This is a genomic window from Corallococcus sp. CA053C, from assembly GCF_003611675.1.
GTDB lineage: Bacteria > Myxococcota > Myxococcia > Myxococcales > Myxococcaceae > Corallococcus.
This window is the reverse complement of the sequence record NZ_RAWA01000062.1, coordinates 1-13,681: the sequence shown is the minus strand read 5'-3', so window position 1 is coordinate 13,681 and position 13,681 is coordinate 1. Positions and strand designations below refer to the sequence as shown.

Below are 13,681 nucleotides of genomic sequence, written 5' to 3'. Positions count from 1 at the left end.
GCATTCAGCGCTTGAGGCCGCGCTTGATGTCCACGCAGAGCTGCTTCGCCGCCGCCGGTCCGTCCGCGTGCGCGGCACGCACCAGCGCGCTGCCCACCACGACGCCGTCCGCGTGGGCCACCAGCGTCTTCGCCTGTTCTCCCGTGGAGATGCCGAAGCCCGCCACCACCGGCACCGACGCGGCCTTGCGCACCAGGTCCAGCCGCTCCGACAGGTTCGGGGGCAGCTCCGCGCGCATGCCGGTGACGCCCGCCACGGACACGCAGTAGACGAAGCCCCGCGCGTCCTTCGCGATGGCCTCCGCGCGCGCGGGCGGCGTCGTCGGCGCGCACAGCGGGATGAGGTCCACGCCTTCCGCATCGAACGCGGCGCGCAGGGCGGCGCTCTCCTCGGGCGGCAGGTCCGGCAGGATGGTGCCCGCGATGCCCCGCTCGCGCGCGAGCTTCGCGTAGCGCTCCTCGCCCATGGCCATGATGACGTTCACGTACGTCATGATGACCAGCGGCGTCTCCGGGCAGCGGCGGCGCACCTCCGGCACCACCTCGTCCAGCACGCGGCGCAGCGTGGCGCCCGCCTTCAGCGCCCGCTCCGACGCGGCCTGGATGACGGGCCCGTCCGCGATGGGATCGCTGAACGCCACGCCCAGCTCCAGCACGTCCGCGCCGCCCTCCACCATCGCGGCGAACACGTCCACCGACCGCGCGAGGTCCGGATCACCCGCCATCGCGTAGGCCACCAGCGCGCCCTCGCCCCGGGCCTTCGCCCGGGCGAACGCCTTGCCCAGTTCCGCGCTCATGACTTCACCCCCGTGGCCGCGGGCATGCCGCGCGCGGCGATGGTCGCCATGTCCTTGTCGCCCCGGCCCGAGCAGTTGATGACCAGGTGCTGCCCCTTGCCCATGTCGCGGGCGAGGGTGCGCGCCGCCGCGAACGCGTGCGATGTCTCCAGCGCGGGGAGGATGCCCTCCGTGCGCGCGACCTCGTAGAAGGCGGTGAGCGCGTCGTCGTCCGTGGCGGTGCGCACCTCCATGCGCCCCGTCTTCGCCAGGTGCGCCAGCTCCGGCCCCACGCCCGGGTAGTCCAGGCCCGCGGAGATGCTGTGCGCTTCTTGGATCTGGCCGTTCTCGTCCTGGAGCACCAGCGAGCGCGAGCCGTGCAGCACGCCCTCCGTGCCCAGCGTCAGCGACGCGCCGTGCTGGCCGGACTGGAGCCCGTGGCCCGCCGCCTCCACGCCCACGAGCCGCACGGACGTGTCCGGGATGAATGGGTGCAGCGCGCCGATGGCGTTCGAGCCGCCGCCCACGCACGCGATGATGGCGTCCGGCAGGCGGCCCAGCACGGCCTGCGTCTGCGCGCGGATCTCCCGGCCGATGATGGATTGGAAGTCGCGCACGATGGTGGGGTAGGGGTGCGGCCCGGCCGCGCTGCCGATGACGTAGTAGGTGTCCTCCACCTGCGACACCCAGACGCGCATGGCCTCGTTCATCGCGTCCTTCAGCGTGCGCGAGCCCGACTCCACCGGCCGCACCACCGCGCCCAGCGCGCGCATGCGGAAGACGTTGAGCGCCTGGCGGTCCACGTCCAGCGCGCCCATGAACACCTCGCACGGCAGGCCGAAGAGGGCGCACGCGGTGGCGGTGGCCACGCCGTGCTGCCCCGCGCCCGTCTCCGCGATGATGCGCTTCTTGCCCATGCGCCGGGCGAGCAGCACCTGACCGATGGTGTTGTTGATTTTATGCGCGCCCGTGTGCGCCAGGTCCTCGCGCTTGAGCCACACCTGGGCGCCGCCCCAGGACTCGGTGAGGCGGTGCGCGGGCGTGAGCGTCGTGGGCCGGCCCACGTATTCGCGCAGCACGCGCGCCACCTGCTCACCGAAGGCCGCGTCCCGCTGGGCCTCCGCGTAGGCGGCTTCCAGCTCCATCAGCGCGGGGACCAGGGTCTCCGGCACATAGCGTCCGCCGTAGCGGCCGAACCGGCCCGCGGCAGTCTCCGTCGTCATGGCTCTACTCCCAGAGGTTGAGGGACCTGACCGAGCGCACGAAGGCACGCACCGCGTCCAGGTCCTTGATGCCAGGGGCCGACTCCACCCCGCTGGCCACGTCCACACCGTAGGGCCGGGTGGCCTTCACGGCCTCGACCACGTTCGACGGCTTGAGGCCGCCCGCCACCAGCACCGGCGCGCCACAGCCCGCGAGCTGCGCCACCAGCGACCAGTCGAAGGTGACGCCCCCGCCGCCATAGCCCGGGGCCGCGCCGTCCAGCAGCAGTCCCGAGACGTCGCCCACGCCCACGTAGGCCCGGGCGCGCGCGACGTCCTCGGGCCCGCGCACGCGCAGCGCCTTGATGACGGGCACGCCGTAGCCGGAGCAGGCCTCGGGCGGCTCGTCGCCGTGGAGCTGCACCACGGTGAGGCCGCACTCGCGCACGCGCAGCCGGATGTCGTCCGGCTTCGCGTTGACGAACACGCCCACCACCGCGCCCAGCGGAGGCCGGGTGCGGGACAGGGCCGCCGCCGTGGCCACGTCCACGTACCGGGGCGAGCCCGGATGGAAGTTGAGGCCCAGCGCGTCCGCGCCCGCGGCCCACACGCCCCGGGCATCTTCGAGGCGCGTCACGCCACAGACCTTCACCGTGACGTTCACGGGCCCCTGCCTTCCAGGCCGAGCAGCCGGCGCAGGGCCTGGCCCGGGTCGGCGTCGCGCAGGAGCGATTCGCCCACCAGCACCGCGTCCGCGCCCGCGTCGCGTGCGGCGACGAGGTCCGCGAGGTTTCGCAGGCCGCTCTCCGCCACCAGGGCCATGGACCGGGAGCGCAGCTCGGGCATCACCCGGAGCGCCGTGCCGGTGTCTGTCTTGAGCGTGGCGAGGTTGCGGTTGTTGAGGCCGACAATGAGTGCCCCCGCCGCGAGCGCGCGTTCGGCGTGCTCCGACGTGTGGGCTTCCACGAGGGCGGCCACGCGGAGCTGCTTCGCGGCGGCCACCATCTCCCGCAGCACGGAGTCCTCGAGCGCATCCGCGATGAGCAGCACCGCGTCCGCGCCCCAGGCCGCGCTCTCCTCCACCTCGCTCGCGGCGACGAGGAAGTCCTTGCGCAGCACGGGAATGGAGACGGCGGCGCGGACCGCGACCAGGTCCTCCAGGTCGCCGCCGAAGTCGGGCCCGTCCGTGAGGACGCTGAGCGCGCACGCGCCCGCGGCTTCATACGCACGAGCCACCGCGACCACGTCCGCATGCGGGAAGGCGCCGCCAGAGGGGCTCTTGCGCTTCACCTCCGCGATGACGTTCACGGGATGGCCGGGAACGCGCCGCACCAGCGCCTGCGCGAAGTCCCGCGTCGGGGGCTGCGCGCCATGCGTCGGGGCCGGGCGGGTCCCCAGCTCCCGGCGCTTGCGCGCCATGATGACGTCCAGCGTGCCAGGGGCTTCCGCGGGCTTCGCGGACGACGAGGAGGTCGTCATGCCAGGGCCTCCTGACGAAGCGTGCGCGCCATGAGGTCGTCCTGCATGCGGAGGCGTGCCACCGGCTTCGCGGACGAAGAGGAGGTCGTCATGCCGCGACCCTCTCGATGAGCGCGGCCAGCTTGCGTTCGGCGGCCCCGGAGTCGATGGCGTGCTCTGCCTTCTTCACGCCGTCCTTCAACGTGTCCACCTGTCCGACGACCAGCAGCGCGGCGGCCGCGTTGAGCAGCACCGCCGTGCGGATGCCGTTGCGCTCGCCCGCGAGCAGGGCTCGCAGCTTCTGGGCGTTCTCCTCCGCGTCGCCTCCCGCGATGCTGTCACGCGAGATGGTGGCGAGGCCCGCGTCCTCCGGCGTCACGGTGAAGCGGTGCACCGTGCCATCCGCGCGCAGCTCCGCGACCTCCGTGGGTGAGCAGGGCGAGATCTCATCCAGCCCGTCGTGCCCGTGCACCACCCAGGCCCTGCGGCTGCCCAGCCGCCCCAGCACGCGCGCGGTCTGCTCCACGCGCATGCGGTCGAACGTGCCCAGCAGCTGATAGCGCGCCCCCGCCGGGTTCGTCAGCGGCCCCAGCAGGTTGAACACGCTGTGGAAGCCCAGATCCCTGCGCGCCTGCGCCACGTGTCGGAGGGCACTGTGGTGCGAGGGCGCGAAGAGGAAGCCCACCCCGTGTTCGTCGATGTCGCGCGCCACCTGCGCGTGCGCCCGCTCCATGGACACACCCAGCGCCGCGAGCACGTCCGCGCTGCCACAGCGGCTGGAGACCGCGCGGTTGCCGTGCTTGGCCACCGTCACCCCCGCCCCGGCGGCCACGAAGGCCACCGCGGTGGAGATGTTGAAGGTGTGCGCCCCATCACCGCCCGTGCCGCAGGTGTCGAGCACCACCTCCGCCACGGGCGAGATGCGCGCCGCGCAGGCCCGCATGGCCTCCGCGGCTCCAAGGATTTCATCCTCGGTCTCACCCTTCATGCGCAATGCGGCGGCCAGCGCGCCGACCTGCGCGGCCGAAGCCTCGCCCGCGAGCATCTGGCCCATGACCGAGGCCATCTCCTCACGGGAGAGGTCGCGCCGGCCCACCACCTTGCCCAGCGCTTCCTTGAGCGTCATGGCCTATCCCAGCCGTACCATTTCGCGTCCCATCGCCTGGGCAATGGCGCTCACTTCACCCATGGCCTTCTCGAACTCGGAGAAGTCCAGCGACTGGAAGCCGTCCGACTTCGCGCGCGGCGGATCCGGGTGGACCTCCACGATGATGCCGTCCGCGCCCGCGGCGATGGCCGCGCGCATCATGGCCGGCACCGCCTTGCGCACGCCGATGCCGTGGGAGGGATCCACGAACACGGGCAGGTGCGTCAGCGCCTTGAGCATGGGCACCGCGTTCAGGTCCAGCGTGTTGCGGGTCATGTTCTCGAACGTGCGGATGCCGCGCTCGCAGAGGATGACCTGGGTGTTGCCGCGCGCGACGATGTACTCGGCCGCCATCAGGAGCTCCTTGATGGTGGCGCTGATGCCGCGCTTGAGCAGCACCGGCTTGCGCGTCTCGCCCACTGCTTCCAGCAGGCTGAAGTTCTGCATGTTGCGCGCGCCCACCTGGAGGATGTCGGTGTGCTCCGCGACGGCGGCCAGCGTGGCGGTGTCCTTCACCTCCGTGGTCACCATCAGGCCCGTCTCCTTGCGCGCCTCCGCGAGGAGCGCGAGGCCGTCACCCTTCAGGCCCTGGAATTCGTAGGGGCTGGTGCGGGGCTTGAACGCGCCGCCGCGCAGCATGGTGGCGCCCGCCTTCTTCACCGCCTGCGCGGTGGAGATGATCTGCTCGCGCGACTCCACGGAGCAGGGGCCGGCGATGACGTGGATGGCCGCGCCGCCAATGTTGAGGTTGCCCACGCGCACGATGCTGTCGTCGGGCTTCACCTCGCGGCTGACCAGCTTGAACGGCTGGGAGATGGCGACCGCGTCCGCGACGCCGGGCAGCACGCGGAACGGCTCGGGCTCCACCGCGCCCGGGTTGCCGGTGATGCCAATGGCGGTGCGGGAGCCTCCGGCGATCGCGTGCGGATGCCAGCCACGGCGGCGGATCTCGTCGTTCACACGCTCGATGTCCTGGGCCGTCGCGTCTGGGCGCATCACGATCAACATGGGGAACTCCTGCTCTTTCTCTCTCCGAAGGTCACACCGGCGGATGCCGGCGTGGGTTGTGCCACGGTTCGCGGGCACGAACGCAACGTTTGCAATAACTGTCGGATGCCCGCAACCGCCCGGGAGTCTCGCTTGCACGTCCTGGCGTTATCAAGCCAGGGTCCGCCCGCTCGCTGGACTGGAGGAAGACCATGGCGAAACCCGGGGTCATCGTCGTGGGCGGAGGGCTCGCGGGTCTGGCGTGCGCGAAGGCCCTCACCGAGGCGCGAGTGGGGGCCATCGTGCTCGAAGCCGGGGATGCGCCAGGCGGCCGCGTGCGCACCGACGTGCATGAAGGCTTCCTGTTGGATCGGGGCTTCCAGGTGTACCTCACCGCCTATCCGGAGGGGCGGCGGGTGTTGGACCTCAAGGCGTTGTCACCGCGCCGTTTCATTCCGGGCGCCAAGGTGTGGAGGGGTGGGCGTCTGCACACGCTGGCGGACCCGCTGCGACGGCCCGTGGAGGCGGTGTCACACGTGTTCGCGCCCGTGGGCGGCCTGCTGGACAAGCTGCGCGTGCTGGAGCTGCGGCAGCTCGCGACGTCGGGCGAACTGGCGGACCTCTGGCAGCGGCCCCAGCAGGAGTCACAGCGCTTCCTCGGCGACCTGGGTTTCTCCGAGGAGATGATCAACGCGTTCCTGCGCCCGTTCTTCGGCGGCATCTTCCTGGAGCGCGAGCTGACGACGTCCAGCCGGATGCTGGAGTTCGTGTTCCGGATGTTCTCCCAGGGGGAAACGGTGGTGCCCGAGCGGGGCATGGGCGCCATCCCGGAGCAGCTCGCGCTGAAGCTGCCGTCGGGCGCGCTGCGCATGAAGGTGCGCGTGGCGGAGGCGTGGGGCCACCGGGTGCGGCTTGCGGACGGCGAGATGCTCCACGCGGACGCGGTGGTGGTGGCGACCGATCCCGCCACGGCGACCTCGCTGCTGGTGGGCATGCCGGCGCCTCGGATGAACCGGGTGACGAGCCTGTACTTCGCCGCGCCGGAGCCGCCGGTGGAGGGGCCGTGGCTGGTGCTCGATGGTGAGGGCCAGGGGCCGGTGAACAACGTGGCGGTGATGAGCGAGGTGTCGCCCGCGTACGCGCCAAAGGGACAGGCGCTGGTGTCCGTGTCGGTGGTGGGTGAAGCGAGCGATGCGGCCGGGCTGGAGGCGCGCGTGCGCGGGCAATTGACGGAGTGGTTCGGCACGGCGGTGTCCGCGTGGCGGCACCTGCGCACGTACGTGCTCCCGGAGGCGCTGCCCGCGCAGCCGCCGTCCGCGCTGGTGGAGCCGCACCGCGCCGTGCGGCTGGCCGCCGGGCTCTACGTGTGCGGGGACCACCGCGAGAACGCCTCCATCGACGGAGCGCTCACGTCGGGACGCCGCGCGGCGGAGGCGGTCTTGATGGACCTGGGACGCTAGGCGTCAGGAGGAAGGGGCCCTCCGGCCGAGCGAGTGGCGGCTGGACGCGCTGCCCGCGGCGGACCTAGGGTCGGAGGCAAACACGTTTTGTCCTAAGGACTCCTTCATGCTCCGCCGTCTTGCCCTCCTCGGGATGCTCGGTCTCACGGCCTGTAACGGTGATGATGTCGACCCCACTCCGACCAAGGGAACCGTCGAAGGAACCCTGCAGCCGTTCCAGGCGGGCTCCGCCGCCGCGAGCGCCCCGTCGGCGCTGAGCGCGTTCTTCTCCCTGCCCAACGCGAAGAACCTGGGCAAGTCCGTCTCGCGCGCGCTCGAAGCCCGGGGCGTGTGGCGCACGGGCATCCCGTCGAAGCCGCTGACGGAGCAGTCGTCCCTGCTGCCGGGGCAGATCATCGTGCGCTTCGACACGCCGGGCCTGTCCGCGGAGGAGGCCGTCGCGCAGGCGCGCATCGACGGCTACCACGTCGTGCACCAGGCCTACCTGAGCGACACCCTGCACCTGCTGCGCTACGAGGTGAGCCAGCCCCAGGCCATGGCCAGCGGCGGCTCCAACGTGCGCGCCCTCACCCAGGCGGAGCACGTGCGCGTGCTCCAGCGGGTCCAGGCGGTGCAGGGCGTGCAGTACGCGGAGAGCAACGTGCGGGTGCGGCCGCTGGCCGTCCCCAATGATCCGCTCTACTCGCGGCAGTGGCACTACACGAACATGAACCTGCCCGCCGCCTGGGACCTGGGCACGGGGAGCGAGTCCATCATCGTCGCGGTGCTGGACACCGGCATCACGAAGCACCCGGACCTGGACTCGCGCATGCTGAGGGGCATCGACCTCATCTCCGACCCCAATGCCTCGGGCGACGGCAACGGCGTGGACGCCAACCCGACGGACGAGGGCAAGGACCTGCCCAACGGCGGCTCGTCGTTCCACGGCACGCACGTGGCCGGCACCATCGGCGCATCGTCCAACAACGGCGTGGGCGTGGCGGGGGTCACCTGGACGGGCCAGAACATCCTCCCGGTGCGCGTGCTGGGCACCAAGGGCGGCACGCTGGCGGACATCGTCGCGGGCATGACCTGGGCGAGCGGCGGCAACGTCCCCGGCGTCACGCCCAACGCCACCAAGGCGCGGGTCATCAACATGAGCCTGGGCGGCAACGGCTCTCCGTCGCAGTCGCTCCAGGACACGGTGAACCAGGCCGTGGCGCGCGGATCCATCTTCGTGGTCGCCGCCGGCAACGAGAACACGAACGCGTCCGGCAGCTTCCCCTGCAACATGCAGAACGTCATCTGCGTGGGCGCGGTGCGCTTCACCGGCAAGCGCGCCAGCTACTCCAACTACGGCGCCAACGTGGACATCATGGCCACTGGCGGCCAGACGAGCGAGGACCGCAACGGCGACGGCTTCCCGGACGGCGTGCTGTCCACGCTGCCCAACAGCAGCAACCAGCCTTCGTATGAGTGGTACCAGGGCACCAGCATGGCCACGCCGCACATCGCGGGCATCGTCGCGCTGATGCTGGCGCAGAACCCCGCCCTCACGTCCCAGGAGGTGGAGGACATCCTCAAGGACACCGCGGACGCGACGAGCAAGTGCTCCGAGGGCTGCGGCGCGGGCCTGGTGGACGCCTACGCCGCCGTGCTGCGCGCCAAGGGCGGTGGCGACCCGACGAAGCCCCCGAAGCTCGCCGTCAGCACCACCCAGCTCGCCTTCACGGGGACGAACTCGCAGGTGCTGTCGGTGCGCAACAACGGCGGCGGCACGCTGTCGGTCAGCGTCGCGGTCTCCGGCGCCAACCGCTCCGCGGTGTCCGTCTCCAGCAACACGCTGTCCATCGCCGCGTACAAGTCCGCGTCGCTGACCGTCAACGTCAACCCGGGCTCGCTGGCCGCGGGCAGCTACGTGGCGCAGTTGGATCTCACCGGCGCCTCGGGCGCGGGCACCGCCCAGGTGCTGGTGAAGTTCCGCGTGGGCGCCGCCGATGACAAGGACGCCGTCATCGCCTTCGCCTACCTGGACGCCGCGGGCGAGGTGCAGATCGACGACGACGGCATCGGCACCGTGTCCGCGGCGGACGGGTTCAACTACAGCACGAAGATTGCCGGCCGGGAGTACCTGGTGCTGGCGTCCATCGACGACACCGGCGAGGGCGACTACTTCGACGCTGGCGACCGCGTGGGCTTCTGGCGCGACACCACGGAGGTGGAGACCGTCGAGGTCACGAACGGCAAGACGACGCGCGACATCAGCTTCACCCTGGTGCCCTACCAGCCGGACGAGAACCCGGCGCCCGACACGACCATCGGGCAGCCCTGCACCAGCGGCAGCCAGTGCGGCACCGGCGGCCTGTGCATCACGGCCAGCAACTTCCCGGGCGGCTACTGCACCCAGGACTGCCTGTCGTCGAGCTGCCCGTCCGGCACCGCCTGCTACAGCACCACGAGCGGCGAGAACGCCTACTGCTTCCTGACGTGCACGCCGCCGGCGGGTGGCGGTCAGGGCTCGTGCCGCTCCGGCTACGAGTGCTCCGACGATGGCTCGGGCGGTGGGGCGTGCCTCCCCTGAGGTGAGCCGTCCACCTCGCGTCGGCGGTGCACGCGGTCCGTGCCCGCCGGCGTGAAGCGGTGAGGCGGTGGAGCCTGGGGGCCGGGAGCCTGCGCGGCGGGATACGCTGTCGCCCGCGATGAGCGCTCCTCCCGTTGCCCCGCTGTCGACTGGTGACGCGGCCCTGCCCCGCTGGCGGGCCGCTGCCACCGTCGGCGTGGTGGCCTGGACGGCGCTGGTGCACGCGCACCCGCCGTTCTTCTTCGCCCTCGCCTCCGTCTTCTGCGCTGGCTGGCTCGCGGTGACGTGGCGGGCGATGGGGCGCTGGCGCAGGCCTCCTCCGCGCCTGTCGCTTCCGGACGCCGCGTGGAGCGTGGCCCAGGCGCTGGTGTTGTACGCGGGCGCGCGCGCCTTCTTGTGGGCCTTCTGCGGCGGCTTCACCGACGCGCTCTGCGAACCCCTGCACGCCGTCTACGCGACGTTCGGGACGGGCTCCGTGGGCACGGCCCTGGCCCTGGTGCTGCTGCTCGTCCCCGCGGAGGAGTGGTTCTGGCGCGGGCTGGTGCAGGGGGCGCTGCGTGCGCGCCTGGGCCGGTGGGGCGCGGTGGCCGGGTCGGCGGTGCTGTCCAGCCTGCTGCTGCTCGCCTTCGGGGAGCCGCTGCTGGCCCTGGCCGCGCTGCCCACGTCGCTCGCGTGGGGCGTCCTCGCCGAATGGCGTGGCACTCCGTGGGCCTCGTGGTTGAGCCACGCGCTGTGGGACGTGCTCATCGTCGTGCTGCTGCCCGCGACGTGAAGGCCCGGCACGAGGGCGCGGCAATCCCGTGCAAGGTGGGCGGGGCCGGGACACAATCCGCGCCATGTCCTCTTCCCAAGAATTCTGTGTATTCGGCGCCGGCAGCATCGGCTGCTACGTGGGCGGCCGGCTCGCCGCGAGTGGTTCGACGGTGCGCTTCATCGGACGGGAGCGCGTGGTCAACGAGGTGCGCACGCACGGGCTGCGGCTCACGGACTGGCGCGGCGCGGACCTGAAGGTGCCCGCCCCGTTGGTGAACATCGACACGGCGCCGGACGCGCTCTCCACGGCGGACCTGGTGCTCGTGACGGTGAAGTCCTCCGCGACGGAGGAGGCGGGGCGCACGCTCGCGTCGCGGCTCAAGCCCGGCGCGGTGGTGATCAGCTTCCAGAACGGGCTGCACAACGCGCAGGTGCTGCGGGACGCGTTGCCGGGCCGCACGGTGCTCACCGGCATGGTGCCCTTCAACGTCGCCGCGCAGGGGCAGGGCACCTTCTTCGCGGGCTCCGAGGGCACGCTGGAGGCCGAGCAGCACGCTGGGCTCGCGCCCTTCCTGGAGGCCTTCGCCCGCGCGGGGCTGGCCGTGAAGCAGCACGCGGACATGGGCGCCGTGCAGTGGGCCAAGCTGCTCTTGAACCTCAACAACGCCGTCAACGCGCTCGCCAACCTGCCGTTGAAGGAGGAGCTGTCGCAGCGCGCGTGGCGGCGGTGTGTGTCGCTCGCGCAGCGCGAGGGGCTGGCGGTGCTGGCCGCCGCCGGGGTGAAGCCCGCGAAGCTGACGCCCCTGCCGCCGCACTGGATCCCCGGGCTGCTGGAGCTGCCGGATGGGGTGTTCGCGGTGCTCGCGAAGAAGATGCTCGCCATCGACGCGCGGGCGCGCTCGTCGATGTGGGACGACCTGAAGGCGGGACGCACGACGGAGGTGGACTACCTCAACGGCGAGATCGTCCGGTTGGGCCAGAAGGTGCGTGTGCCCACCCCCGTCAATGCCCGGCTCATCGAGCTCATCCGCGAGGCCGAGGCCGGCCCCCGCCGCGACTGGACGGGAGAGGCCCTGCTCGCGGACCTGACCCAGGCGGCCCAGGCCCGCGCTTGAAGCACCGCGTGAACGCACCGGGCGGAAGCCGTGGCCCCGCCCGGTGGCGCGTCGAGCATCCCGCTCAGCAGGACTGAGCGGGCGCGGGGGGCGACAGCAGTGTCGCCCCGCTTGGTGGCGCGTCGAGCGACAGGCTCAGGTGGACTGCGCGGGCGCGGCGGCGACAGCAGGCGTCGGCACCTGCTCCGCCGGGATGCCGTTGCCCGTACCGGCCGGGGTGTGCGTGGCCACCTGCGTGAGCAGCGCCGTCATGCGCCGGGCGAAGCGGTTCGGATCGCTCAGCGGGCTTCCCTCGGTGAGCAGCGCCTGGTCGTGCAGCAGCTCAATCCACTCGCCCACCTGCGGGGCGGCGGGGTCGCGGGCGAGCAGGCCGCGCAGGTGCTCGATGACGGGGTGCTTGGGGTTGACCTCCAGGATGCGCTTCACGCGCGGCATCCCCTTGCCGCGCTCCTTCAGCAGGCGCTCCAGGTAGGCCGGCGTGCCGCCCTCGGACACCACGAGGCACACGGGCGAGTCCGTGAGGCGGTCCGACACGCGCACCTCGCGCACGTCCTCGCGCAGCACGTCCTTCATCTTGTCCGTCAGGCCCTTGAGCCCCTCGGACTGCTGCTCCTTCTCCTTCTTCTGCTCGTCCGTGGACTGCAGCTTCAGGTCCGCGTTGAGCGCGGAGACCAGCGGCTTGCCCTGGAACTCACGCAGGCCCTGCGCGGCCCACTCGTCCACCGGATCCGTCATGAAGAGCACCTCGTAGCCGCGCTGCTTCAGCGCCTCCAGGTGCGGGCTGTCCGCCACCGCCTTCCGGCTCTCGCCGTAGACGTAGTAGATGGCCTCCTGGCCCTCCTTCATGCGCGTGACGTAGTCCGCGAGCGACGTGAGGCCCTCCTCGCGCGAGGACTCGTAGCGCACGAGCGCGCCCAGCTTCTCGCGGTACTCCGTCTCCAGCGTGAGGCCTTCCTTCACCACCGTGCCGAAGGACTCCCAGAACGTGCGGTAGTCGTCCGGCTTGTCCTTGGCCAGCTTCTCCAACAGGTCCAGGGACTTCTTCACCACGTGCTTGCGGATGGCGCGCACCACCGCGGAGTCCTGCAACATCTCACGCGACACGTTGAGCGGCAGGTCGTCCGAATCGATGACGCCGCGCACGAAGCGCAGCCACTGCGGCACCAGGTCCTCGCAGCGGTCCATGATGAACACGCGCTTGACGAACAGCCGCACGCCGCGCTGCTGCTGCGAGTTCAAATCGAACGGCGGGTGCTTGGGGACGAAGAGCAGGCCGGTGAACTGCTGCGTGCCGTCCGCCTTGAAGTGCGTCCACGCGAGCGGGTTGTCGTAGTCGTGCGTCAGGTGCTTGTAGAACTCCTGGTACTGCTCGTCGGTGATCTCCGACTTCGCGCGCTGCCAGAGCGCGCTCGCCTTGTTCACCACCTCCAGCGCGGTCTCCGTGGCCTGGGTCTCCCCGCTGCCCACCTGCTTCGTCACCTGGAGCTTGATGGGGTGGCCGACGTAGTCCGAGTACTGGGTGATGAGCTGGCGCAGCTTCCACTCGTCCAGGAACTCCTTCTGGTCCGCCTTCAGGTGCAGCGTGATGGCGGTGCCGCGCGTGGCCTTCTCCGCGGGCTCCACGGTGAACGTGCCGTGCGCCTCCGACGCCCACTTCCACGCGGTGGACTCACCCGCGGCGCGGCTCACCACCTCCACGCGGTCCGCGACGAGGTAGGCGCTGTAGAAGCCCACGCCGAACTGGCCGATGAGCTGCATGTCCTTCTGGCCCTTCTGCGCCAGCGCCTGGATGAACTCGCGCGAGCCGGAGTGGGCGATGGTGCCCAGGTTCTTCACCAGCTCGTCGTGCGTCATGCCGATGCCGGTGTCCTCGATGGTGACGGTGCCCTTGTCGGCGTCCGGAACGATGCGCAGCTCCAGCGCGGGCTCGTCCTTGAGCAGCTCCGGCTCCGTGATGGCGCGGAAGCGCAGCTTGTCCAGCGCATCGGACGCGTTGGACACCAGCTCGCGCAGGAAGATCTCCTGGTGGCTGTAGAGCGAGTTGATGACCAGGCTCAGCAGTTGCTGGATCTCCGCCTGGAATGAATGGGTTTCCCGCTGGGGGTGGGTCTCTGCGGACATGAAGGCCTCCGGGCGCTGACGAAACGCGCCAATGCCCTTCCCCATAACCATGTCCGGCGACTTGTCGAGAAGAGGGAATCCGCCCACACGCCCCGCTGGGAGG

At 71.3% G+C, this 13,681-nt stretch carries 11 protein-coding genes; 4 read left to right on the top strand and 7 right to left on the bottom strand.

What is annotated here, in order from left to right:
- Positions 1–4: 4 nt before the first annotated feature.
- From trpA to aroF, 6 genes are all read right to left on the bottom strand, one after another.
- A complete protein-coding gene (gene trpA, locus D7V97_RS11430) occupies positions 5–796 on the bottom strand; it encodes a tryptophan synthase subunit alpha (protein ID WP_120610645.1) in 792 nt (263 codons plus the stop codon).
- Entirely contained in the window at positions 793–1,998 is a 1,206-nt protein-coding gene (trpB, locus tag D7V97_RS11425) for a tryptophan synthase subunit beta (RefSeq protein WP_120610644.1), read from the bottom strand. The genes trpA and trpB overlap by 4 nt, the downstream gene beginning before the upstream one ends.
- 4 nt (positions 1,999–2,002) lie before the next feature.
- On the bottom strand, positions 2,003–2,641 hold the full coding sequence (locus D7V97_RS11420; RefSeq protein WP_120610643.1) for a phosphoribosylanthranilate isomerase: 639 nt from the start codon (positions 2,639–2,641) through the stop codon (positions 2,003–2,005).
- Entirely contained in the window at positions 2,638–3,456 is an 819-nt protein-coding gene (locus tag D7V97_RS11415) for an indole-3-glycerol phosphate synthase TrpC (RefSeq protein WP_120610642.1), read from the bottom strand. Before D7V97_RS11415 ends, D7V97_RS11420 begins: the two co-directional genes overlap by 4 nt.
- Positions 3,457–3,544: 88 nt before the next feature.
- A complete protein-coding gene (gene trpD / locus D7V97_RS11410) occupies positions 3,545–4,561 on the bottom strand; it encodes an anthranilate phosphoribosyltransferase (protein WP_120610641.1) in 1,017 nt (338 codons plus the stop codon).
- Positions 4,562–4,564: 3 nt separating this feature from the next.
- Entirely contained in the window at positions 4,565–5,590 is a 1,026-nt protein-coding gene (gene aroF, locus D7V97_RS11405; RefSeq protein WP_120610640.1) for a 3-deoxy-7-phosphoheptulonate synthase, read from the bottom strand.
- Between the two features lie 191 nt (positions 5,591–5,781).
- Between aroF and D7V97_RS11400 the strand changes: the two genes are divergently transcribed.
- The 4 genes from D7V97_RS11400 to D7V97_RS11385 all read left to right on the top strand — a co-directional run bounded on the left by D7V97_RS11400 (position 5,782) and on the right by D7V97_RS11385 (position 11,457).
- Positions 5,782–7,029 carry an NAD(P)/FAD-dependent oxidoreductase gene (locus tag D7V97_RS11400; protein WP_199728776.1) on the top strand — a complete coding sequence of 416 codons (1,248 nt, stop codon included), beginning with the start codon at positions 5,782–5,784 and terminating at the stop codon, positions 7,027–7,029.
- Positions 7,030–7,135: 106 nt separating this feature from the next.
- Positions 7,136–9,589 carry a S8 family serine peptidase gene (locus tag D7V97_RS11395; protein ID WP_147444774.1) on the top strand — a complete coding sequence of 818 codons (2,454 nt, stop codon included), beginning with the start codon at positions 7,136–7,138 and terminating at the stop codon, positions 9,587–9,589.
- Between the two features lie 118 nt (positions 9,590–9,707).
- Positions 9,708–10,361, top strand: a complete 654-nt coding sequence (locus D7V97_RS11390) for a CPBP family intramembrane glutamic endopeptidase (protein ID WP_233582673.1) — start codon at positions 9,708–9,710, stop codon at positions 10,359–10,361.
- A 64-nt stretch (positions 10,362–10,425) separates the two neighbouring features.
- A complete protein-coding gene (locus D7V97_RS11385) occupies positions 10,426–11,457 on the top strand; it encodes a 2-dehydropantoate 2-reductase (protein WP_120610636.1) in 1,032 nt (343 codons plus the stop codon).
- 135 nt (positions 11,458–11,592) lie between these two features.
- Here D7V97_RS11385 and htpG read toward each other — a convergent pair whose 3' ends face one another.
- Complete coding sequence (htpG, locus tag D7V97_RS11380; protein WP_120610661.1) at positions 11,593–13,578, bottom strand: molecular chaperone HtpG; 1,986 nt, start codon at positions 13,576–13,578, stop codon at positions 11,593–11,595.
- Positions 13,579–13,681: the final 103 nt, after the last annotated feature.

Bases quoted from the DNA above. Each gene is read 5' to 3' on its own strand.
- trpA (WP_120610645.1), bottom strand. From the start codon at position 796: ATGAGCGCGGAACTGGGCAAGGCGTTCGCCCGGGCGAAGGCCCGGGGC.
- trpB (WP_120610644.1), bottom strand. From the start codon at position 1,998: ATGACGACGGAGACTGCCGCGGGCCGGTTCGGCCGCTACGGCGGACGC.
- D7V97_RS11415 (WP_120610642.1), bottom strand. From the start codon at position 3,456: ATGACGACCTCCTCGTCGTCCGCGAAGCCCGCGGAAGCCCCTGGCACG.
- trpD (WP_120610641.1), bottom strand. From the start codon at position 4,561: ATGACGCTCAAGGAAGCGCTGGGCAAGGTGGTGGGCCGGCGCGACCTC.
- aroF (WP_120610640.1), bottom strand. From the start codon at position 5,590: ATGTTGATCGTGATGCGCCCAGACGCGACGGCCCAGGACATCGAGCGT.
- D7V97_RS11400 (WP_199728776.1), top strand. From the start codon at position 5,782: ATGGCGAAACCCGGGGTCATCGTCGTGGGCGGAGGGCTCGCGGGTCTG.
- D7V97_RS11395 (WP_147444774.1), top strand. From the start codon at position 7,136: ATGCTCCGCCGTCTTGCCCTCCTCGGGATGCTCGGTCTCACGGCCTGT.
- D7V97_RS11390 (WP_233582673.1), top strand. From the start codon at position 9,708: ATGAGCGCTCCTCCCGTTGCCCCGCTGTCGACTGGTGACGCGGCCCTG.
- D7V97_RS11385 (WP_120610636.1), top strand. From the start codon at position 10,426: ATGTCCTCTTCCCAAGAATTCTGTGTATTCGGCGCCGGCAGCATCGGC.
- htpG (WP_120610661.1), bottom strand. From the start codon at position 13,578: ATGTCCGCAGAGACCCACCCCCAGCGGGAAACCCATTCATTCCAGGCG.